Source organism: uncultured Nocardioides sp., from assembly GCF_947488025.1.
Classification (GTDB): Bacteria; Actinomycetota; Actinomycetes; order Propionibacteriales; family Nocardioidaceae; genus Nocardioides.
The window spans coordinates 91,483-112,237 of sequence record NZ_CANKYS010000011.1; the positions used below are offsets into that span (position 1 = coordinate 91,483).

21 protein-coding genes and 1 tRNA gene are annotated in these 20,755 nt (G+C 72.0%); 12 read left to right on the top strand and 10 right to left on the bottom strand.

The features are described from left to right. Positions 1-12 precede the first annotated feature (12 nt). The 3 genes from Q1B24_RS17170 to Q1B24_RS17180 all read left to right on the top strand — a co-directional run bounded on the left by Q1B24_RS17170 (position 13) and on the right by Q1B24_RS17180 (position 3,742). Complete coding sequence (locus Q1B24_RS17170; protein ID WP_299931237.1) at positions 13-774, top strand: ABC transporter ATP-binding protein; 762 nt, start codon at positions 13-15, stop codon at positions 772-774. After that, positions 774-3,191 carry an FtsX-like permease family protein gene (locus tag Q1B24_RS17175; RefSeq protein ID WP_299931238.1) on the top strand — a complete coding sequence of 806 codons (2,418 nt, stop codon included), beginning with the start codon at positions 774-776 and terminating at the stop codon, positions 3,189-3,191. Before Q1B24_RS17170 ends, Q1B24_RS17175 begins: the two co-directional genes overlap by 1 nt. 155 nt (positions 3,192-3,346) lie before the next feature. Then, positions 3,347-3,742 (top strand): low affinity iron permease family protein, encoded by a 396-nt coding sequence (locus Q1B24_RS17180; protein ID WP_299931239.1) that lies wholly within the window; start codon positions 3,347-3,349, stop codon positions 3,740-3,742. Positions 3,743-3,747: 5 nt separating this feature from the next. Here the strand turns inward: Q1B24_RS17180 and Q1B24_RS17185 are convergent, their stop codons facing one another. After that, entirely contained in the window at positions 3,748-4,782 is a 1,035-nt protein-coding gene (locus tag Q1B24_RS17185) for an LLM class flavin-dependent oxidoreductase (RefSeq protein ID WP_299931240.1), read from the bottom strand. Between the two features lie 89 nt (positions 4,783-4,871). Between Q1B24_RS17185 and Q1B24_RS17190 the strand changes: the two genes are divergently transcribed. Then, positions 4,872-6,251, top strand: coding sequence for an MFS transporter (locus Q1B24_RS17190; RefSeq protein WP_299931241.1), 1,380 nt, complete (start codon positions 4,872-4,874; stop codon positions 6,249-6,251). An 80-nt stretch (positions 6,252-6,331) separates the two neighbouring features. On the opposite strand, the gene Q1B24_RS17195 is transcribed toward Q1B24_RS17190, so the two are convergent. After that, positions 6,332-7,420 carry an alkene reductase gene (locus Q1B24_RS17195; protein ID WP_299931242.1) on the bottom strand — a complete coding sequence of 363 codons (1,089 nt, stop codon included), beginning with the start codon at positions 7,418-7,420 and terminating at the stop codon, positions 6,332-6,334. Between the two features lie 206 nt (positions 7,421-7,626). Between Q1B24_RS17195 and Q1B24_RS17200 the strand changes: the two genes are divergently transcribed. Next, positions 7,627-8,019: a VOC family protein gene (locus Q1B24_RS17200; protein WP_299931243.1), complete on the top strand. Its 393-nt coding sequence runs from the start codon at positions 7,627-7,629 to the stop codon at positions 8,017-8,019. A 112-nt stretch (positions 8,020-8,131) separates the two neighbouring features. Here the strand turns inward: Q1B24_RS17200 and Q1B24_RS17205 are convergent, their stop codons facing one another. The 6 genes from Q1B24_RS17205 to Q1B24_RS17230 all read right to left on the bottom strand — a co-directional run bounded on the left by Q1B24_RS17205 (position 8,132) and on the right by Q1B24_RS17230 (position 12,705). Further along, positions 8,132-8,437 carry a hypothetical protein gene (locus tag Q1B24_RS17205; RefSeq protein WP_299931244.1) on the bottom strand — a complete coding sequence of 102 codons (306 nt, stop codon included), beginning with the start codon at positions 8,435-8,437 and terminating at the stop codon, positions 8,132-8,134. A 34-nt stretch (positions 8,438-8,471) separates the two neighbouring features. After that, complete coding sequence (locus tag Q1B24_RS17210; protein WP_299931245.1) at positions 8,472-9,917, bottom strand: ATP-binding protein; 1,446 nt, start codon at positions 9,915-9,917, stop codon at positions 8,472-8,474. A 77-nt stretch (positions 9,918-9,994) separates the two neighbouring features. Beyond that, a complete protein-coding gene (locus Q1B24_RS17215) occupies positions 9,995-10,483 on the bottom strand; it encodes a hypothetical protein (protein WP_299931246.1) in 489 nt (162 codons plus the stop codon). 104 nt (positions 10,484-10,587) lie between these two features. Continuing rightward, the gene (locus tag Q1B24_RS17220) at positions 10,588-11,256 is read right to left on the bottom strand and encodes a 3-oxoacid CoA-transferase subunit B (RefSeq protein ID WP_299931247.1); all 669 of its coding nucleotides are present in this window, start codon (positions 11,254-11,256) and stop codon (positions 10,588-10,590) included. A gap of 5 nt (positions 11,257-11,261) precedes the next feature. Then, a complete protein-coding gene (locus Q1B24_RS17225; RefSeq protein WP_299931248.1) occupies positions 11,262-12,089 on the bottom strand; it encodes a CoA transferase subunit A in 828 nt (275 codons plus the stop codon). 199 nt (positions 12,090-12,288) lie between these two features. Next, positions 12,289-12,705 carry a hypothetical protein gene (locus Q1B24_RS17230; protein WP_299931249.1) on the bottom strand — a complete coding sequence of 139 codons (417 nt, stop codon included), beginning with the start codon at positions 12,703-12,705 and terminating at the stop codon, positions 12,289-12,291. Between the two features lie 204 nt (positions 12,706-12,909). On the opposite strand from Q1B24_RS17230, the gene Q1B24_RS17235 reads away from it, so the two are divergent. Both Q1B24_RS17235 and Q1B24_RS17240 read left to right on the top strand, forming a co-directional pair. Then, on the top strand, positions 12,910-13,935 hold the full coding sequence (locus Q1B24_RS17235; RefSeq protein ID WP_299931250.1) for an ArsA-related P-loop ATPase: 1,026 nt from the start codon (positions 12,910-12,912) through the stop codon (positions 13,933-13,935). Further along, the gene (locus Q1B24_RS17240; RefSeq protein WP_299931251.1) at positions 13,932-15,104 is read left to right on the top strand and encodes an ArsA-related P-loop ATPase; all 1,173 of its coding nucleotides are present in this window, start codon (positions 13,932-13,934) and stop codon (positions 15,102-15,104) included. The genes Q1B24_RS17235 and Q1B24_RS17240 overlap by 4 nt, the downstream gene beginning before the upstream one ends. Here the strand turns inward: Q1B24_RS17240 and Q1B24_RS17245 are convergent. Further along, a complete protein-coding gene (locus Q1B24_RS17245; RefSeq protein ID WP_299931252.1) occupies positions 15,094-15,381 on the bottom strand; it encodes a WhiB family transcriptional regulator in 288 nt (95 codons plus the stop codon). The genes Q1B24_RS17240 and Q1B24_RS17245 overlap by 11 nt on opposite strands. Before the next feature lie 196 nt (positions 15,382-15,577). On the opposite strand from Q1B24_RS17245, the gene Q1B24_RS17250 reads away from it, so the two are divergent. Next, on the top strand, positions 15,578-17,986 hold the full coding sequence (locus Q1B24_RS17250; RefSeq protein ID WP_299931253.1) for a transglycosylase domain-containing protein: 2,409 nt from the start codon (positions 15,578-15,580) through the stop codon (positions 17,984-17,986). Between the two features lie 14 nt (positions 17,987-18,000). Here the strand turns inward: Q1B24_RS17250 and Q1B24_RS17255 are convergent, their stop codons facing one another. Next, positions 18,001-18,459 (bottom strand): GatB/YqeY domain-containing protein, encoded by a 459-nt coding sequence (locus tag Q1B24_RS17255; RefSeq protein ID WP_299931254.1) that lies wholly within the window; start codon positions 18,457-18,459, stop codon positions 18,001-18,003. A gap of 26 nt (positions 18,460-18,485) precedes the next feature. Here Q1B24_RS17255 and Q1B24_RS17260 point away from each other — a divergent pair, with 26 nt between their 5' ends. The 4 genes from Q1B24_RS17260 (at position 18,486) to Q1B24_RS17275 (ending at position 20,752) form a co-directional block, all read left to right on the top strand. Further along, positions 18,486-19,409: a metallophosphoesterase gene (locus tag Q1B24_RS17260; RefSeq protein WP_299931255.1), complete on the top strand. Its 924-nt coding sequence runs from the start codon at positions 18,486-18,488 to the stop codon at positions 19,407-19,409. An 11-nt stretch (positions 19,410-19,420) separates the two neighbouring features. Further along, complete coding sequence (locus Q1B24_RS17265) at positions 19,421-20,056, top strand: dihydrofolate reductase family protein (RefSeq protein WP_299931256.1); 636 nt, start codon at positions 19,421-19,423, stop codon at positions 20,054-20,056. Positions 20,057-20,155: 99 nt separating this feature from the next. Then, a tRNA-Pro gene (locus Q1B24_RS17270) sits at positions 20,156-20,229 on the top strand. 82 nt (positions 20,230-20,311) lie between these two features. After that, positions 20,312-20,752, top strand: a complete 441-nt coding sequence (locus Q1B24_RS17275) for a hypothetical protein (protein WP_299931257.1) — start codon at positions 20,312-20,314, stop codon at positions 20,750-20,752. The last annotated feature ends 3 nt before the right edge of the window (positions 20,753-20,755 follow it).

Sequence of the window (20,755 nt, forward strand, 5' to 3'; positions counted from 1 at the left end):
AGCGTTGTCCCCATGACGACGACACTCGACACCACCACACCGGCCGGCACCCGGACGGCCGCCCACGCACGCGGCCTGACCCGCACCTACGGCGCCGGCGACAACGTCGTGCACGCCCTGCGCGGCGTGGACCTCGACCTCCCGGCCGGGCGGTTCACCGCGATCATGGGTCCCAGCGGCTCCGGCAAGTCCACCCTGATGCACTGCCTGGCGGGCCTCGACGCCGCCACCTCCGGCACGGTCACCGTCGCCGGGCGCGACCTCGCCGGCCTCGACGACACCGCGTTGACGATCTTCCGCCGCGAGCACATCGGCTTCGTCTTCCAGGCCTTCAACCTGCTGCCGATGCTCACCGCCGGGCAGAACATCCTCCTCCCCCTCGAGCTCGCCGGACGCGCGGTCGACCGGCAGCGCTACGACCAGGTGGTCGGTGTGCTCGGCCTCGCCGACCGCGTCGGCCACCTGCCCAGTCAGCTCTCCGGCGGCCAGCAGCAGCGGGTCGCGATCGCCCGCGCGCTGGTCACGCAGCCCGACATCGTCTTCGCCGACGAGCCCACCGGCAACCTCGACAGCGAGGCCAGCGCGGAGGTGCTCGACCACCTGCGCCGCTCGGTCCGCGAGCTCGGCATGACGGTCGTCATGGTGACCCACGAGCTCGCCGCAGCGGCGTACGCCGACGACGTGGTGGTCATCCACGACGGCGCAGTCACGGCCCACCTCACCGAGCCCGGCCAGGACGAGCTCGTCGCCGCACTCCGCGGGCGGGACGCCTGATGCGCACCGTGCTCGTGGCGTCGATGCGCCACCACACCCGCAGGTACGTCGCCGCGTCGGTGGCGGTCGTCATCGGCGTGGCCTTCATCGTCGTCGTCGGCGTCCTCACCGGCGCCACGCGCTCCGGCCTGACCGCCGACGTCGGTGCCCCGGTCGAGGGCGTCGACCGGGTCGTGACGACGTACGACTCCCGCGAGGTGGCGCGGCTCGTCGAGGCGGCCGACGACCGCGGCGTCCCCGCCCTGACCCTGGGCTACGCGATGGAGCCGGTCAGCCGCGACGGCGTGCAGCTGGCCGCCACGGCGGACGTCGCCGAGGTGTCCCTCGACCCGCGCCTGCAGTGGCAGCAGCTGGAGGACGGCCGGTTCCCCGCCGCCGCCGGCGAGGCGCTGGCGGACGTCAACCGCGCCAAGAGCAGCGGCGTCGCCCTCGGCGACGTCGTGCGGGTCGGCAGGGGCGAGGCCGCGGTCGACGTGGAGGTCGTCGGGATGGTCGACAGCCCGGCCGCGATGGGCGCCTCGCTCTACGTGCCGTGGGCGGACCTGGCGCGCTTCGAGGACACCCTCTGGGTCGACGCCGTCGCCTGGGGCGGGTCGGCCGCCCTGGCCCGCGAGGTGGCGCCCGAGGCGACCGTCGAGGCATCCGGCGACTGGGTGGCCGCGCGGCAGGCGGAGATCTCGCGCGGCGTGGACGTCATCGCGATCATGGCCCTCGTCTTCGTCGCGATCGCGGTCTTCGTCGGGGCGCTGGTCATCACCAACACCTTCGCGATCCTCTTCGCCCAGCGGATGCGTGACTTCGCGCTGCTGCGCTGCGTCGGCGTCACCCGGCAGCAGCTGCGCCGCGCCATCCGGCTCGAGGCCCTGGCGCTGGGGCTCGCGGCCGCCGCCCTCGGCGTGATCGTCGGCCTGCTCGCCGGATGGGGGCTGGTGGCCCTGGTGGCGCACTGGTTCACCGACATCGGACCGGCCGCGCTCGATCCGGTGTGGACCTTCGCGGCGTTCGCGGTCGGCACGCTGGTGACGGTCGGGGCCGCCTGGCTGCCCACGCGCGCGGCGACCCGGGTCGCGCCCCTGGCCGCGCTCCGGCCCGACACCGGCGTCGACGTGCGCTCGGCGGCCGGCCGCAGGCGGCTGGCCCTCGCCCTGGTGTGCGTCGTGGTGGGAACGGCGCTGCTGGCCGTGTCCGTGGCGGCGAGCTCGGTGCCGGCCATGCTCGCGGGCGGGATGTCGTCCTTCGTCGGCGTGCTCCTCGTGGGCCCGGTGCTCGTGCCGTGGCTGATCCGGCTGGTCGGAGCGGTCCCGGGTGGCGGCCCGGTGCAGAGGCTCGCGACGGGCAACGCCGTGCGCAACCCGCGTCGTACGGCGACCACCGCGGCGTCGCTGCTCGTCGGCGTCACCCTCACCACCGCGATCCTCACGGGGCTGGCCTCCTCGCGCACGGCCATCGACCGCGACATGGACGACTCCTACCCGCTCGACGCCACCCTGACCGCGCTCGACGGGCCGCTCGATGCGTCCCTCGTCGACCGAGTGGCGGCAACCTCGGGCGTCCGTGAGGCGCGGGACCTCGACGGCACCGTGGCAAGCATCGCCGGGGTGGACGTGCCGCTGCTGGGCAGCGGCGCCGACACCACCGGCGTCCTCCGGGGCTCCACCGGCCTGGCGCCTGCCGACGGCGTGGTGCTGCTGCCATACTCCGTGGTCGAGGAGCTGCCCCGGCGCATCGCCGACCGGGTGTGGAAGGACGGCGAGGTGACCGTCGTGGTCGCCGGCCGCGAGCGCACCCTCCGGGTCGAGACCGGCCACGGCTGGGGCCGCTCCGGCCTGCTGTCGACGGCCACGCTCGCGGAGCTCGACCCCGACGCGCAGCCGATGGCGGTCTGGGCCCGGGCCGCCGAGGGCGCGGATGCAGAGGACCTCTCCGGCGACCTCGCCGCGCTGGCCGGTGCGGCCGACGCGGAGCTCGACGGCGGTTACACCAACCGCAGCTGGGTCTACCTCCAGGTCGACATCCTGACCGGCGCGGTCGTCGGGCTGATGGCGGTCGCCATCGTCATCGCCCTGGTCGGCATCGCCAACACGCTCGGCCTCTCCGTGCTCGAGCGCGGCCGCGAGAACGCACTGCTGCGGGCGATGGGACTCACCCGCGAGCAGCTGCGCCGGGCGATGGCGGCCGAGGGCCTGCTGCTGTCCTCGGTGGCGACGGCCCTCGGCACCGCGCTCGGCCTGGCGTTCGCCTGGGTCGGGGTGCAGGTGATGGTGTCCTCGGTCGTCGACGACGCCGCCTTCACCGTGCCGCTGTGGCAGGTCGCCGCGGTGGCCGCGGTGGCCGCGCTCGCCGGCCTGGCCGCGTGCGTCGTACCCGCCCGTCGGGCCGCCGCCGTGACGCCCGCCGCCGGCCTGGCGCTCGACTGATCGGGAGCATCTCCGAACCCGGACGTCGTACGAACCCGCGCCCATGGGTGCGGGTTCGTATGACGTAGCGGTCGCGGTGATCATCCGTGCGCGCGACGCCGGACTCGGCCGCCAGGGGTGATGCCCCGACGGTCTCGCGGCACTAGGTTCCGGGCATGGAGCGCACCGATGCGGCTGAGAGCCGCGAGAAGAACGAGGGGCTCGACCCCTTCGAACGGTTCGTCGAGCTGTCGACGAAGGTGATCAGCCGGGCGCCGTTCTTCGCGGTCGTCGTGATCATCGTCGTGATCTGGGCGGCGAGCTACCCGCTGTGGAAGTCCACCACCAAGTGGGAGCTGGCCATCCACACCTTCGGCGCGGTGCTCTCGCTGCTGCTGCTCGTGCTGCTGGAGAACGCCGGACGCCGCAACACCGAGGCGATGCAGGAGAAGCTCAACGTCATCGCCGAGGCGCTCGCCGCCCTGATGGACTCACGCGCCGCCGACGATCCCCGGCTCCGGGAGGCCGCGGAGGACCTGCGTGAGGCGGTCGGGATCGAAGAGCGCCACTGACCGGGTCAGCCCGCGAGCAGGCGCAGGGTCTCCTCACGCGCGGGTGAGGTGCGTACGTCGGTCCCGGACGCGGCGCCCGCCACCGGGTGCACCATCACCTCGTCGACGCCGAACTCACCGGCGAGCTCGTCGACCTGGGCGCGCGCCTGCTCGGGCGACCCGACGATCCAGCGCTGCGCCATGGCGTCGCCGAAGGCGCGCTGGTCGGGCGTCATCTCGACCGCCTCGGCCTCCTCGACGAGCCGCTGCGGGAGCAGCGGCGCCCCGGTGCGCAGGGCCAGCATCATCTGCACATTGGGCAGGGCGCGGCGCCGGGCCTCCTCCTCGGTCTCGGCGACGACGGCGTTGACGGTGAGGAAGGTCCGCGGCTCGGGGTGCTCGGGCGAGGGGCGGTAGGACGAGCGGTAGAGGTCGAGCGCGACGCCGGTCCCCTCGCCGGAGAAGTGGTGGGCGAAGACGTAGGGCAGGCCCTTCTCGGCGGCCAGGCGGGCGGAGTAGTCGCTCGAGCCGAGGAGCCACATGTCGGCGACCGTCCGGGCGGCCGGCGTGGCACGCAGCGGCTGGCGGCGGGGCCCGACCTGCAGCTCGACGCCCTCGGTCGTCATCAGGGTGCGGATGTCCTCGACGTAGTCGGGGAACTTCGCCACCGCCTCGTCGGCCGACTCCGCACTGCCCCCGCGCAGCACGTACCTGGTGAGCGGGTCGGTGCCGGGCGCGCGCCCGATGCCGAGGTCGATGCGGCCGGGGAACGCGGCCTCGAGCAGCGCGAACTGCTCGGCCACCACCAGCGGCGCGTGGTTGGGCAGCATCACGCCGCCCGACCCGACCTTGATCCGCTCGGTCGCCGCGGCGAGCATCGCGATCAGGACCGGCGGGTTCGTGGCCGCCACGGCCGGCATGTTGTGGTGCTCGGCGACCCAGTAGCGGCGGTAGCCGAGCTCGTCGGCGACCCGGGCCAGGCTGCGCGAGGCGGCGATGGCGTCACCGGTGGTCTGGTCGCTGCGGACGGGCACGAGGTCGAGCACGGAGAGGGCAGTCACTGTCGGCCCAGCGTCTGCACCCGGTGCGTTTATTCCGACGGCATCAACGGGTTGGTCTCAGGTGCACAGGAGGTCCTACCGTCAGGCCAGTGAGCACCAGCACGACTCCCCAGCCGCGCGAGCGCATCCTCTCGCCGGCCTACGCCGGGACCACGATCGCGATGTTCGGCCTGATCGCCTTCGCGGCCTTCGAGGCGATGGCCGTCACCACCGTGATGCCCACGGTGGCGCGCGACCTCGGCGGCCTCGACCTGTACGCCCTCGCGTTCGCCGCACCCCTCGCCAGCGGGGTCGTCGGCATGGTGGCCGCCGGCATGTGGAGCGACCGCACCGGACCGGTGGTGCCGCTGCTGGCATCGCTCGCGCTCTTCTCGGCCGGGCTGCTCGTGTGCGGGCTCGCGCCGTCGATGGAGGTGCTGCTCGCCGGGCGGGTGCTGCAGGGCCTCGGCTCCGGCGCCATGATCGTCGGGCTCTACGTCGTCGTCGGGCTCGTCTTCCCCGCCACCTTGCGGCCGGCCGTCTTCGCGTCCTTCGCCGCGGCCTGGGTGCTGCCGGCGCTGTTCGGCCCCGCGCTCGCGGCGTTCGTGGCGGACGTCTGGTCGTGGCGCTGGGTCTTCCTCGGCACGGTCGTCCTCGTGGTGGTCGCGCTGGTGCTGCTCACCCCGGCGCTCCGCGGCCTCGAACCGCACGCCGAGGGGGTGTCCACCCCGGCCGTACGCCTGTGGTGGGCGTTGCTGGGCGCCGTCGCGGTCCTCGTCCTCGAGCTGGTCGGCTCGGCGCGGGGAGTCGCCGCCCTCGGCGCGCTGGCCGCGCTCGCCGTCGTGTGGGTCTCCCTCGGCCGCCTGCTCCCGGCCGGCAGCCGCACGCTGCGCCGCGGCCTGCCGGCGGTGATCGCCACCCGGGGCCTGCTCGCGGCGACGTTCTTCTGCGCCGAGGCCTACATCGTCTACGTGCTGCAGGAGCACTGGGGCCTCTCCCCCGGCCGCGCCGGCATCGCGCTGACCTGCGTCGGCGTCGTGTGGGCGAGCGCCAGCCAGGTCCAGTCCCGGCTCGGTCGGCGCGTCTCCCACACCCGCGCGATGGTGGTCGGCACCAGCCTGGTGCTCGTCGGGCTGACGGCCCTCGCCGCCAACGTCCTCGCGTACGACGCCGGCGCGCGCCCGTCCGCCGTCCTGCCTGCAGCGGCGTACGTCCTCGCCGGCGCGGGCATGGGCTTCGCCTACCCGCGCACCGGGGTGGCGATGCTCGAGGCGTCGACCGACCGCGACCGCGGCTTCAACTCCTCCGCCCTGACCGTCGCCGACTCGCTCGGCGCGGCACTCGCCCTGTCCGTGGCGGGCGCCGCCTTCGCGGCCGCCGAGCGGCAGGACCTCGACCCGTTCCTCACGGTCTTCGCCTTCGCCGCCCTCGCCGCGGTGCTCGGGGTGCTGGCCGCTTGGCGCACCTCCGCCCCGGCAGAAGGCATCTAGGGACGAACTGGTAGGTCGGTTGGACCGATGACCTACCAGAACGTCCCTAGACATCGAGCCCGCGGCCCCAGCCTGTTCGGTCAGGAGGACTGCTCGAGGGTGGGGTAGTCGGTGTACCCCTCGGCGCCGCCGCCGTAGAACGTGTCGGGGTTCGGCGCGTTGAGCTCCGACCCGGCACGCCACCGGTCGGCGAGATCGGGGTTGGCGAGGAACGGGCGCCCGACGACGACCGCGTCGGCGAGGCCGGTCTCGAGCAGCTTCTCGACCGACTCGAGGGTGGTGACGTCACCGAACCCGTCGTTGAGCAGCACGACGCCGTCGAAGCGCTCCCGCAGGTCGCGCACGAGCGTCTCGAGCGGCTCCAGCGGGCTGGCCAGCAGGCTCAGGTACGCCAGGCCGAGCGGCGCGACGGCGTCGACCACGGCTCGGTAGGTGGCGGTGAGGTCGGGGCCGAGCTCCTCGCCGATGCCGTTGAACTGGTGGGCCGGGCTCAGTCGCAGGCCGACCCGCTCGGCGCCGATCGCCTCGGCGACCCCGGTCACGACCTCGACGACGAAGCGCGCGCGGTTCTCGGGCGAGCCGCCGTAGACGTCGTCGCGCAGGTTGACCGTCGGGTCGAGGAACTGGTGCAGCAGGTAGCCGTTGGCCGCGTGCACCTCGACACCGTCGAGTCCGGCCTCGACGGCGTTGCGGGCCGCGGTCACGAAGTCGGCGACCAGGCCGGCGATCTCGTCGGTCTCCGGAGCGCGGGGCACGTCGTGCGGCTTCGGGCCCGCGGCGGTGATCATCTCGCCGGGCGCCTGCACGGCGCTGGGGGCGATCGTCTCGGTGCCGCCCTTGTTGTCGGCGTGGGCGATCCGTCCGACGTGCATGAGCTGGGCGACGACCACGCCGTCGCGGGCGTGCACGGCGTCGGCGACCAGGCGCCAGCCGGCGACCTGCTCGTCGGTGTAGAGCCCGGGCACGTCGAGGTAGCCCTGGCCGACGTGGCTGGGGGCGGTGCCCTCCGTGACGATCAGCCCGGCGCCGGCGCGCTGCGCGTAGTACTCCGCGTTGAGGTCGGTCGGGGCGTGGCCGTCGCCTGCACGGTTGCGGGTCAGGGGGGCCATCACGAAGCGCTGGGGGAGCTTCCAGGGGCCGACGGCGAGGGGCTCGAATGCACGGGACATGTAGGTGCTGCCTCCAGAGTGGTTGAGGACTGTACGACTCCCTCAGCCACCGTGCGCCGGTCGATGTTCCCCGACGAGAGAAGCCTCACAGCAGCGATACCTGAGGACGTCGTGGACGGAGATCGGGGCCGGCGACAGCCGCCACGTCCTCAGACATCCCGTCCTTCCGGACAGCAGGTGGCCGCCAGGCCTTCTAGCCTCGGGGCATGGACATGAAGCTCGAGCTGGTGATGGTGCCCGTGACGGACGTCGACCGGGCCAAGGAGTTCTACGAGAAGGTCGGCTTCGTCGTCGACCACGACCAGACCGTGAACGACGACGTGCGGTTCGTGCAGCTGACCCCGCCGGGATCGGCCTGCTCGATCGCCATCGGTCGCGGCCTCACGCGCATGGAGCCGGGCTCGCTCGACAACATGCAGATGGTCATCGCCGACGCCGACGCGACCCACGCCGACCTCGTCGCACGTGGCATCGAGGTCAGCGAGGTCGACGAGCTGGCCTGGGGCCGGTTCGTCTTCTTCGCCGACCCCGACGGCAACGGCTGGGCGCTCCAGCAACTGCCTGACTGGTCGGCCGGCGCCGCCGGCGGGGACTCGTAGGGGTTGCGGGTCGCCTGGGGAACGAGACGCAGGTCGATCGGCCCGATGAGGCTGCAGGTCGTTCCCCAGACGCGGGCCGGGCTCCTGCCCGAGCGCTCGGCGCGCGCTCGCCCTACGGATCCCAGTCGCTCTCGGCCGGACTGAGCGTGTAGTTCGCGTAGGTGAGGTAGCGACACGTGCGTGGTTGGTCGACCACGAGCTGCCGAACGTGCGCTGCTCCCGAATCCATGTGCCAGCCGCCGATGCTGCACATGTCGTCCCACTCCTCAGGCGTCATGTCGACCTCGACGACCTGGTCCGAGCCGTCGTCCCTGCTGAGCACCACGGTGAGACCGCGCGGGACCCGGTCGGTCACCTCGCCGATCGTGGACAAGATGTCGACGAGATGGTCCCACCGCGGGTCGACTCCGCGCTCCATGCGGGCAGGATGGCACGACGGGGGGCCCGCGGCGTCAGCCCACTCCCGGGTCCGCGCCCGGTTGCAGCTTGCTCGCATCGCCCGCCGAGCCCAGCAGGGCACGGGTCAGGGCAGCCGAGTCGGCCTGCAGCTCAGCGGTGGCGGCCGCGAGGTCGTCGTCACCGGGCTCGCGGTCGTCCATCGCGGCGATCAGCACCGCCCTTCGGACCAGCTCCTTGGCGTACGACGCCGTGGTGCCGGCGGAGTCCCTCGCGGCTTCGGCGACCGCCGGGCCGGTGAAGGCCACACGGGCGCCGTACAGCTCGATCAGCGCCCGCCGCGCCGCCTCGTGGGGAAGCGGGATCTCCACGGCCAGGTCGACGCGTCCCGGTCGTTGCGCGAGCGCCTTCTCCAGCGCCTCGGCGCGATTGGTCGTCAGGAGGAAGACCACGTCGGCGTCCGGGTCGAGCCCGTCCATCGCGTCCAGAAGGGTGAAGAGCAAGGGCGAGGCACCCCCGCCGAAGTGGTGGTCACGGTCCTCGGCGATCAGGTCGCAGTCCTCGATGACGACGATCGCGGGCTGGTGGGCACGAGCGATCTGGGCGGCTGCACTCACGTGCACCATCTCCGCGCCGCTCAGCAGCACCACCGTCGCCTGGGGAGTCGCCCCGATCAGGTGGCGCACGGTGTGCGTCTTGCCGGTGCCCGGTGGGCCGTAGAGCAGGACCCCGCGCTTGAGGTGCTGCCCCTTGTCGCGCAGCTGGTCGCGGTGCTCAGCGAGCCCGACAACGTGGGCGCGCACCTGCTCCAGCGTGCCGTCCGGCAGGACGACGTGGCCCGCCGGGAGGTCCGGCCGGCGGTGGAAGGCCAGGCCGGACATCGAGCGCTCGAACGGATTGCCGCTGAAGCTGATCACCTGGCGCCACAGGACGCTGCGCCGCATCGCCTCGTCGCGGACCTCGGCGAGCAGCGCCGCGGCATCCTCCGACCTGGGCGCGAGCACCTCGAGCCGCGACTGTGAGCCGTACTGCGGGTTGCCGACGCGTTGCAGGACGACGAGTGGCGACCCGTTGTGGTGCAACAGGTGCAGCCCGAACGCGACGGTGGCTCGCTCCGTGTCGGGCCCCGTGGGCACGTTGAGGCGATCGACCTGGCCGCTGCTGAAGCGACCCCACTCCGACTGTGACATCAGGTCGCCCAGCGAGCTGTGGTGGCGCTGGTCGCCACCCCCGACCCCGAGCAGCCTCGCCCCCGGGTCACGAGCAGCGATCGTCTCGAGGGCGATGTCGGTGTCGGCCCACCGGTGCACGGAGATCGGCTCGACCACGACCGGGAGCTCGTCAGCCCTGACGCCGAGGTGGGCGTCCAGGACCGGCATGAGGTCCTCGCCGCGCCGCTTGCTGGACGGCTCGTCCTGGACGAGCTGTCTCACCAGCCGCTTCAACGCCTCGCGCAGCTCGTCGTCGCCGGCACCGTCTCGTTCCGTGTCCCCCGAAGCCATGAGCCGAACCTACCGGCCAGATCGGGGAGCGCCAGCCTGCTCAGGGCGAGCCGGCACTCCCCGTCCGGACTGCGCTTCTACCCGGGCTGCGAGTCGTCGCTGCTGTCGACCTGCGCCGGATCGGGAGCAGGGTCGAGCCGGTCCAGCATGTCGTTCAGGTGCCGACGGAGGTGCTGCGCGTGGTCTGCCGCCACCTGCTGCAGACGAGCGACTTCGGCCTCCCCGCGCGTGCGCTGCTCCTCGGACTCCGCCTGCACTCCATCGGCAGTCGCTCGGGCCTCGTCCACCGTCCGCGACGCCTCGAGCCGGGCGGCCGCGACCATGCTCGTGGCCTCGCGCTGCGCCGACTGCACCAGCGCATCCGCCTCGGCCTGGGCCGCGGCGACGATCCCGGCCGCTTCGGCCCGGGCATCGGAGCGCCACTGATCGGTGTCGCGGGCAGTCATCTCCAGCAGCCGTGCCGCCGAGGGCGAACGCTGCCCCGGCACCACGACCCGCCCGGAGGAGTCGTCTCGATCGTCGTCCGCTGCCCTGCGGGCATCTGCGGCGTCTTCCTGGTTCAGCACGTGCGTTCTCCCTCTCCTCCCCCCGCGGCCGGTGTCATCGGCAGCGTACGAGGTCGAGGGTCGATACGTCCCCGGGGGACCGTCCAACGGCGGTGCCCCCGCGTTCAGACCAGCGGCGGCTGGGTCTTCTCCCGCACCTCGTCCTCGGTGACGCCGGGGGCGAGCTCGACGAGCCTGAGCGCCCGGTCGCCGAGCGTGCCCGACGGCGCGACCTCGCCGGTCGCGGGGTCGATCACGTCGATCACGCAGAGGTCGGTGATGATCCGCTGCACCACCCGCTTGCCGGTGTAGGGCAGGTCGCACTCGTCGAGGATCTTCAACGACCCGTCCTTGGCGGTGTGCTCCATCAGCACGATCACCCGCTTGGCGCCGTGGACCAGGTCCATCGCGCCGCCCATGCCCTTGACCATCTTCCCGGGGATCATCCAGTTCGCGATGTCACCCACCGCCGAGACCTGCATCGCACCCAGGATCGCGGCGTCGATCTTGCCGCCACGGATCATCCCGAACGACTGCGCGGAGTCGAAGAACGACGCACCCTTGCGCAGCGTCACCGTCTCCTTGCCCGCGTTGATCAGGTCCGGGTCCTCCTCGCCCTCGAAGGGGTACGCCCCCACGCCGAGGATGCCGTTCTCCGACTGCAGCACCAGCTCCACGTCGTCGGCGACGTAGTTCGGCACCAGCGTCGGCAGCCCGATCCCGAGGTTGACGTACGACCCGTCCTTGAGCTCGCTCGCAGCACGAGCGGCCATCTCCTCACGACTCCATGCCATCTCGCTCAGCCTCCCAGTCCGAAGCTCGCCGCGTCGTCCGACCCCTGCACGGGGTCCGGCTCGGGCCGCGGTCGCGTCGTGACCCGCTCGATCTTCTTGTCCGCCGCCTGCTCCGGCGTCAGCGCGACGACGCGCTGCACGTACACGCCCGGGGTGTGGATGTCGTTCGGGTCGAGCTCACCGGGCTCGACCAGCTCCTCGACCTCCGCGATCGTCACCCGCCCGCACATCGCGGCCAGCGGGTTGAAGTTGCGCGCGGACTGGCGGTAGATCAGGTTGCCGTGCCGGTCGCCCTTCCAGGCCCGCACCAGCCCGAAGTCGGCCACGATCGCCTCCTCGAGGACGTACTCCTTGTCGCCTTCCGCGGTGGAGAACACCTTGGTCTCCTTCGGCGGCGAGGCCACGATGACGTTGCCCTCGGAGTCGTACTTCCACGGCAGACCACCCTCGGCGACCTGGGTGCCGACACCGGTCGCGGTGTAGAAGCCCGGGATGCCCGAGCCACCCGCGCGCATCCGCTCCGCCAGCGTGCCCTGCGGGGTCAGCTCGACCTCGAGCTCGCCGTGCAGGTACTGCCGGGCGAACTCCTTGTTCTCCCCGACGTAGGAGGAGATCATCCGCCGGATCCGCTTGGCGAAGAGCAGCCGACCCAGTCCCCACTCGTCCACGCCGCAGTTGTTCGACACCGCCTCGAGGTCGGTCGTGCCCGCCTCGAGGATGGCGTCGATGAGGACCGACGGGATGCCCGAGAGCCCGAAGCCACCGACGGCGAGGGTGGCGCCGTCCGGGATGTCAGCGACCGCCTCGGCCGCAGAAGAGACCACTTTGTCCATGCCCGAGACCCTAGCGGGGATGTGACCGGCGCCACCGTGTGGGCGGGCACCACAGTCGGTGCCGCCATATGTGCCCGGGGACGGGCGTGCGGCCCCGGACGTGGTTCGGCCGGGCCCAGGGAAGAGGCACCCTCCCCGGGCCCGGCCGGCTCAACGACGCAGCGGTGTCAGAGCTTCGCCAGGCGAGCCCTCACCTGCGTCAGCAGGGCGGCGCGGAGCTCCCCGTCGAACTTGGTGATCGGCGCGCCCGGAGCGTTGCGCAGGCCCACGTGGGCAGCAGCGCCGGCGAGTCGAACTCGTTCGAGACCGGGCCCGTGACGCAGGTGAGGGGCTCGCCCGGGGTCTCCGGCTCCGGCTCCTCCTCCTGCGGGTCGGCGATGCCCTCAAGCGTCACCGCGCTTCCGACCTGGGTCCAGGAGTCGCCGTCGTTGAACCAGTACTCCGACACCTCGGCGCTGCGGCGGCTCAGCTTCAGCCACTTCGGCACGGTGCTCGCACCTCCGGCGGTCGAGACGCTGAGCTGGCCGTTGCCGTCGGGATCGGACAGGACCTCCATGCCGGTCGCACGGCACCGGGCCAGCATGGCGTAGCCGGGCGAGGTGCCGGGCTGCGTCATGTCGTTGCGGATGATGAGGCCGGCCTTGCCGGAGTTGTCGACGAGCCGTGCTGGCGTCGGACGTAGGCCACCCGGGGTCCGGGCTCGACCGTTGCATTCTTTCGTTTGTGGTCAAGCAAAAGATGGCCTGCATGAACATAAAGACCACAACGAAGCGTGAAAACACCGTCAAGGGGGTCGGAGACGGCTGGCTATCCTCGGCTCGTGACCGCGAGCACCGACCGACCCGACGACTGGCCGAAGGTGCGTCTCCACGTCATCACCGGCAAGGGCGGGACCGGGAAGTCCACCGTGGCCGCAGCGCTCGCCCTCGCGCTGGCGAGCTCGGGTCGCAACGTGCTGCTGTGCGAGGTCGAGGGCCGCCAGGGCATCGCCCGGATGTTCGACATCGACCCGCTGCCCTACGAGGAGCGGCGCATCGCCAAGGGCGCTCCCGACGAGGACGGCCGCGCCGGCCAGGTCCACGCGCTCCACATCGATCCCGAGTCGGCGCTGCTCGAGTACCTCTCGATGTACTACAAGCTCGGTCGCGCCGGGAAGGCGCTCGACCGCTTCGGTGTCATCGACTTCGCCACCACCATCGCCCCCGGCGTCCGCGACGTGCTCCTCACCGGCAAGGTCTACGAGGCGGTGCAGCGACCCCGCGGCGGTCGGCACCAGCACCAGATCACGTACGACGCCGTGGTGCTCGACGCGCCGCCCACGGGCCGCATCTGCCAGTTCCTCGGCGTGAACTCCGAGCTGGCCGGGCTCGCCAAGGTGGGCCCGATCAAGTCCCAGGCCGACAAGGTGATGGAGTTGCTGCGCTCACCGCGCACGGCGGTGCACCTGGTCACGATCCTCGAGGAGATGCCCGTGCAGGAGACCTCCGACGGCATCGCCGAGCTCCGCGCCGCAGGCCTGCCCGTCGGCGGGGTCGTGGTCAACCTGGTGCGCCCGCAGGCCCTCAGCCCGAGCGCGCTGGCCCAGGTGCGCGACGGCTCCGTCGACCCGACCGCGGTCACCTCCGAGCTGGCCCGCGCCCGCGTGGACGTCGACGCCGAGCTGGTGGGGTCGCTGGTCGCCGAGGCACGCGACCACGCCGTACGCCGACACCTCGAGGACGAGCAGCGCGAGCTCGTCGCGGCCGAGGGCGTGCCGACCTACGACCTCCCGCGCCTCGCGGGCGGCATCGACCAGGGCGCGCTCGTCGAGCTCGCCCAGCTGCTCCGCCGCCAGGGGATGGCATGAAAGTCACCCCACGACCGAAGACCACTCCACCGCCGGTCCTCGACGTCGACGCCCTGCTCGACGACCCGACCATCGAGATCATCGTGTGCTGCGGCGCGGGCGGCGTCGGCAAGACGACGACGTCGGCGGCCCTCGCGCTCCGTGCGGCCGAGCGAGGCCGCAAGGTCGTCGTGCTGACGATCGACCCGGCCCGCCGGCTGGCGCAGGCGATGGGCATCGAGCAGCTCGACAACACCCCGCGGCCGGTGTCGTCGGTCGGCGCGGAGGCGGGCGGGTCGCTCGACGCGATGATGCTCGACATGAAGCGCACCTTCGACGAGGTGGTCGAGTCGCAGGCCAGCCCCGAGAAGGCGAAGCAGATCCTCGAGAACCCGTTCTACGTCGCGCTGTCGAGCTCGTTCGCCGGCACCCAGGAGTACATGGCGATGGAGAAGCTGGGCCAGCTGCACCGGCAGGCGCTGGCCGACGGGAGCCACGACCTGATCGTGGTCGACACCCCGCCCTCGCGCTCCGCGCTGGACTTCCTCGACGCACCCGAACGGCTCTCGAGCTTCCTCGACGGTCGGCTGATCCGTCTCCTCGTGGCTCCTGCGCGCGGCCCCGCGCGGCTGATGACCGCCGGCTTCTCCGTGGTGACCAACGCGCTCGCCAAGATCCTGGGCGGCCAGATGCTCAAGGACGTGCAGACCTTCGTCACGGCCCTCGACACCCTCTTCGGCAGCTTCCGGCAACGCGCCGAGAAGACCTTCGCACTGCTCCAGGCCGACGGCACCGCGTTCGTCGTGATCGCCGCACCGGAGCCCGACGCGCTGCGCGAGGCGGCGTACTTCGTCGACCGGCTCACCGACGACGACATGCCGCTGGCCGGCCTGGTCGTCAACCGGGCCAGCCCCTCGGCCCGCACGGAGCTGTCGGCCGAGGAGGCCATCACCGCAGCCGACCGGCTGCAGTCGGGCGACTCGTCGTCACTGACCGCCGGGCTGCTGCGGCTCCACGCCGACCGGGTCCGCATCGTCGAGCGCGAGCAGCACCTGCGCGAGCGGTTCGCGGCGGCGCACCCGAAGGTCCCGACCGCGATCGTGCCGGCGATGGCGAGCGACGTCCACGACCTCGACGGCCTGCGCGCGATCGGCGAGAGCCTCGCGCGGCAGGACTCACTCAGACGTTGACCGCGGGCGTCTCGACCTTGGTGCGGGCGGTCTCCAGGATGGTGCGCCACGACGAACCGGGACGACGGCGGAGCAGCGCACGGCGCTCACGCTCGGTCATGCCGCCCCAGACACCCCACTCGATCTGGTTGTCGAGCGCCTCGGCCAAGCACTCGGTCCGCACGGGGCAACCCGCGCACACCTGCTTGGCCTTGTTCTGCTCCGCCCCACGCACGAAGAGCGCGTCCGGAGTGTCGCCCTTGCATGCGGCGCGTGCTGCCCAGTCCTCGACCCACATAAGTCAAACCCCACGGTGATTGTCGAGCCGGTCGGCCGCCCCCATAGCGGCCATCCCCGACTCAGAATGAAAAGTAAACGAATCACCCCCGGTCCAGACAGGGACCGTGTGGCTCAATTCGTATAGCCCGATATGACTATCCGGCTGCGCGGCTGGAATTCCGGATGGTAAGCGTCCGCCCCGTACTCTGGTGCCCATGTCCTCACGCTCGTCCTCCTCCTCCGGACGCCCCCAGGGCGGCCCCGACGCCGGTCGGGTTGCGTCCCACCTCGCGGTGATGGCTGCCGTCGCGGTCGTCATGGGTGTCCTCGTCGCCTGCCTCGCCATTCCCTTCGCGGGCCTGGTGGGCGTCGCGGCGAAGGACGTCAGCAAGGGCATGGTCAACCTCCCCGAGTCGCTCGAGGCCAAGGACCTGTCGCAGAAGACCCGGATCTACGACGTCAACGGCAACCTCATCGCCTCGCTCTACGACCAGAACCGCATCAACGTGCCGCTCGGCTCGATCTCGCGGCCGATGGTGAAGGCGATCGTCGCGATCGAGGACTACCGCTTCTACGACCACGGCGCCCTCGACCTCCGGGGCACGCTCCGGGCCTTCGTCACCAACCAGGCCAACGGCGGCTCGGTGCAGGGCGGCTCGTCGATCACCCAGCAGATGGTGAAGCAGACGCTGCTCTACCAGGCGGAGACCGACGAGGAGCGCAAGGCCGCGACCGAGGAGACCTACGCGCGCAAGATCCGCGAGCTGCGCTACGCGATCGCGTTCGAGAAGAACCACACCAAGGACTGGATCCTCGAGCGCTACCTCAACATCGCCTACTTCGGCGACGGCGCCTTCGGCGTCCAGTCGGCCGCGCGCCACTTCTTCTCCAAGAACGCCAAGGACCTCAACATGCTCGAGGCCGCCACGTTGGCCGGCCTGGTGAAGAACCCGGTCGGCTACGACCCGGTCGACAACCCCGAGCGCGCCGAGAGCCGGCGCAACGTCGTCCTCGACCGCATGGCACAGCTCGGCGTCCTGACCGAGAAGAAGGCCGACCGGCTCAAGAACAAGCCGATCAAGAAGACGCTCAAGATCGAGACGTCGCCCAACGGCTGCCAGCAGTCGCGCGCGCCGTTCTTCTGCGACTACGTCGTCAACTGGCTGCTCAAGGACCCCGTCCTCGGCGACACGACCAAGGAGCGCCGCCGCACGCTCAACAACGGCGGCCTGACGATCAACACCACGATCGACCTCGACATGCAGAAGGCCGCCGACGACTCCGTGGCCTCCCACGTCTACCAGACCGACCAGGCCATCGGCGGCCTGGCGATGGTCGAGCCCGGCAGCGGTGACGTCCGCGCGCTCGCGCAGTCGCGCCCGATGGGCAAGGACAAGCAGGGCGGCGAGACCTACCTCAACTACACGGTGCCCAAGAAGTACGGCGACGCCAACGGCTTCCAGGCCGGCTCGACGTTCAAGGTCTTCGTCCTCGCCGAGGCCATCAACCAGGGCATCCCGCTGAGCACGACGATCAACTCGCCGCAGGAGATGAACATCCCCGACGAGGAGTTCGAGAACTGCGACGGCCCCTACGCCGGTGACGGCGAGGGCTGGAACGTCTCCAACTCCACCGGGTCGGGCACGTTCGACCTCTACTCCGGCACGCAGCAGTCGGTGAACACCTTCTTCGCACAACTGGAGACCCAGACCGGCATGTGCGAGCCGCTGCGGCTCGCAGCCGACATGGGCGTCAAGGTCCCGCTGGCGCAGAAGGTGCCGTCGTGGATCCTCGGCGTCTCCGACAGCAACCCGCTCGAGATCGCCCAGGCCTACGCCACCTTCGCCGCCCGCGGCTTGCACTGCGAGCCGCGTCCGGTCACGCAGGTGCTCGACTCGTCCGGCCAGGTGCTCAAGGACTTCGCCGCCGACTGCGAGCAGGTGATGCCCGGCGCGACCGCCGACGCGGTCAACGACATCCTGCGCGGCGTGATGGAGCCCGGCGGGTTCGGCCAGAACATTGCCATCGACAAGCCGTCGGCCGGCAAGACCGGAACCAACCAGAACAACATGTCGGTGTGGTTCGCCGGCTACACGCCCACCATCTCGACTGCCGCGATGGTCGCCGGCGCCAACCAGTTCGGCGAGTGGGTGAGCCTCAACGGCCAGGTCGTCGGAGGCAGCTACATCAGCGAGGCGTTCGGATCGACCGTCGCCGGACCGATCTGGGGCGACGCGATGGCCGCGGTGTCGGCCAAGCTCCCCTACGAGGACTTCCAGACCCCGCCCGGCGACGAGATTGCCGGCGTGCTCAGCACCGTTCCGGACGTGACGGGCCAGAGCGTCGAGGACGCGACCGCGGCGCTCCAGGGCGCGGGGTTCACCGCCGCCGACGGCGGCCAGGTCAACTCCGAGGCCGAGGCGGGCCTCGTCGTCTCGACCTCACCCGAGGCCGGCGCCCAGCTGAGCAGCGGTGACACGGTCACGCTCTACACCTCGACGGGCTACGTGCCTCCCCCGCCGTCCACCGACAACGGTGGCAACGGCGGTGGCAACGGCAACGGGAATGGCAACGGCAACGGCAATGGCGGCCGGGGTCGCGGCAACGGCGGTGGCCGGGGCTGACCCCGGCGGGCTGCTCAGCCCAGCTGGCGCCGTACCTCTGCGGCGACCGCGCCTCCGTCGGCACGCCCCTTGACCTGCGGCGTCACGACGCCCATCACCTTGCCCATCGCGCGCATGCCCTCGCCGGCGGCGCCCGTCTGCTCGATCGCTGCGCGCACCAGCTCGGCGATATCGGCCTCGCTGAGCTGGGCGGGGAGGTAGTCGGCGATGACCTCGCCCTCGGCGGCCTCCTTGGCCGCCATCTCGGTGCGCCCGCCCTCCTCGAACGCCACCGCGGCCTCGCGGCGCTTCTTGGCCTCCGTCGACAGGACGCCGATGATGTCGTCGTCGGAGAGCTCGCGGGCCTCCTTGCCGGCGACCTCGGCGTTGGTGATCGCGGTCAGCACCATCCGGATGGTCGAGGACCGCAGCTCGTCACGCGCCTTCATGGCGGTGGTCAGGTCGGCGCGGAGACGGTCCTTCAAAGCACTCATGAGGCCCATTGTGGCAGCCTTGGCGAATGCCTCTCCTCCCCGTCGTACGCCGCACGCTCGGGCTCGGGACGCTCGCCGGCGCAGGCCTGGCGACGTACGCAGCATGGGAGGCCCGGCAGTACACCCTGCGTCGCGTCACCGTGCCCGTGCTGCCCGCCGGCCACGCACCGCTGAAGGTGCTCCACCTCAGTGACATCCACATGGCTCCCGACCAGCGGGCCAAGCAGGAGTGGGTGCGCGGTCTCGCCGCGCTCGAGCCCGACCTGGTCATCGACACCGGCGACAACCTCGCCCACATGCGCGCCGTGCCGGTCGTCGCCGACGCCCTCGGCCGACTGCTCGACGTCCCGGGCACCTACGTCCTCGGGTCCAACGACTACTACGCACCGGGCATGCGCAACCCGCTGCTCTACCTGCTCCCCGACACGGGCAAGCGCAACACCTCGACCCCGCAGCTCCCGTGGCCCGACCTCAAGCGGCGCTTCGACGCCGCCGGATGGGTCGACCTCACCAACGGCTTCGGGTCGCTGACGGTGCGCGACACCACGATCGCCTTCGCGGGCGTCGACGACCCCCACCTGTCCTACGACGACCTCGAGCGGGTCGCCGGCCCGGCCGACCGGGCGGCCGACCTGCGGCTGGCCGTGGCCCACGCGCCGTACCTCCGCGTGCTCGACCAGTTCGCCGCCGACGGCTACGACGCGATCATCGCGGGCCACACCCACGGCGGCCAGGTGTGCCTGCCGGGCGGCCGGGCGCTCACGACCAACTGCGACCTCGAACCCGCGCGCGCCCGCGGCCTGCACCGCCACCCCGCCGACTCCGCCCCCGGTGACGACGGCTCGGCGTGGCTCCACGTGTCGGCAGGACTCGGGACCAACCCGTACGTCCGCTTCCGTGTGGCCTGCCGCCCCGAGGCGACGCTGCTGACCCTGGTCCCCGCCGACTGAAGGAGAGCCCGATGTCCCTGGTGCGCGTCCACAACTTCTCGATCTCCCTCGACGGCTTCGGCTCCGGCGAGCCCCAGTCCCTGGAGTCGCCGTTCGGGCACGCCGGACAGAAGCTCCACCAGTGGATGATGGCCACGGAGCACTGGGACACCGGCGGCAGCGTCGGCGTCGACAACGCGTTCGCGGCCCGCCACGACGTCGGCTTCGGCGCCGAGATCATGGGTGCCAACAAGTTCGGCCCACCCGGGTGGCAGGACGACCCCGACTGGCGCGGGTGGTGGGGTGAGGAGCCGCCCTTCCACACACCGACGTACGTCCTGACGCACCGGCCGCGGCCCCCGCTCGAGATGGCCGGCGGCACCACCTTCCACTTCCTCGACGCCTCCCCCGCCGAGGCGCTCGCGGTCGCCCGGCAGGCCGCGGGCGACCTCGACGTACGACTGGGCGGTGGCGCGACGGTGGTCCGCGAGTTCGTCGCCGCGGGCCTGGTCGACCACCTGCACCTCGTCGTGGTGCCCGTCGTGCTCGGCCGGGGCACCCGCCTGTGGGACGGCCTCGAGGCGTTGGAGGACACCTTCGACATCGAGACGGTGTCCTCGCCCAGCGGCGTCACCCACCTCACGCTCACCCGCCGCGCCCCCTCCTGAGCCGACCTCCGTCCACGGGTCCGGGGCGATTTCCAGAGCCCCTGACCGCTCCGGTATGCTCGCCGACGTTGCCCTGACCAGTTCTCTCGGTCAGGGCGGCGGGCTGTGGCGCAGCTTGGTAGCGCGCCTCGTTCGGGACGAGGAGGCCGCAGGTTCAAATCCTGTCAGCCCGACAGTGTCGGAGGGCCGGATCCACGCGAGTGGGTCCGGCCCTTCGTCGTTCCCGCTGGTGCCGGGATGTGGCACTGTGCCCCCATGGCAGACGGTGCTCCCGACGACGGTCCCTCGCTCGAGATGCCCTCGCTGCCGCTGCCGAGCATGCCGGGGACCGGCCTGCCCGCAGCGGCCCTCACGGGTGTCGCCGTCGGCGGACTGGCGATGGCGCTGGCCTGGCTGGCCGGCGTCGGGTGCGAGGCCGTACGCGGCACGTCGGCGTGCAGCGGCGGACCGGGACTGCTGCTCCTGGTGGTCGTGCTGGCGCTGCTGTCGTGGGCCGGGAGCCTGCTGCTGCGCCTGCTCGGCGTGCCGCACGCGGGATCGACCAGCGTCCTCGCGGTCGGCATCCTGGCGGTGCTGGTGCTGGTCCTCCTGCTCGGCTCGCTCGACACGTGGTGGGCGCTCGTCGCCGTACCCCTGGCGTCGGCGGTCGCCTTCGGCGCCTCGTGGTGGGTCACCACCGCCGCCGGCGACGACTGACTG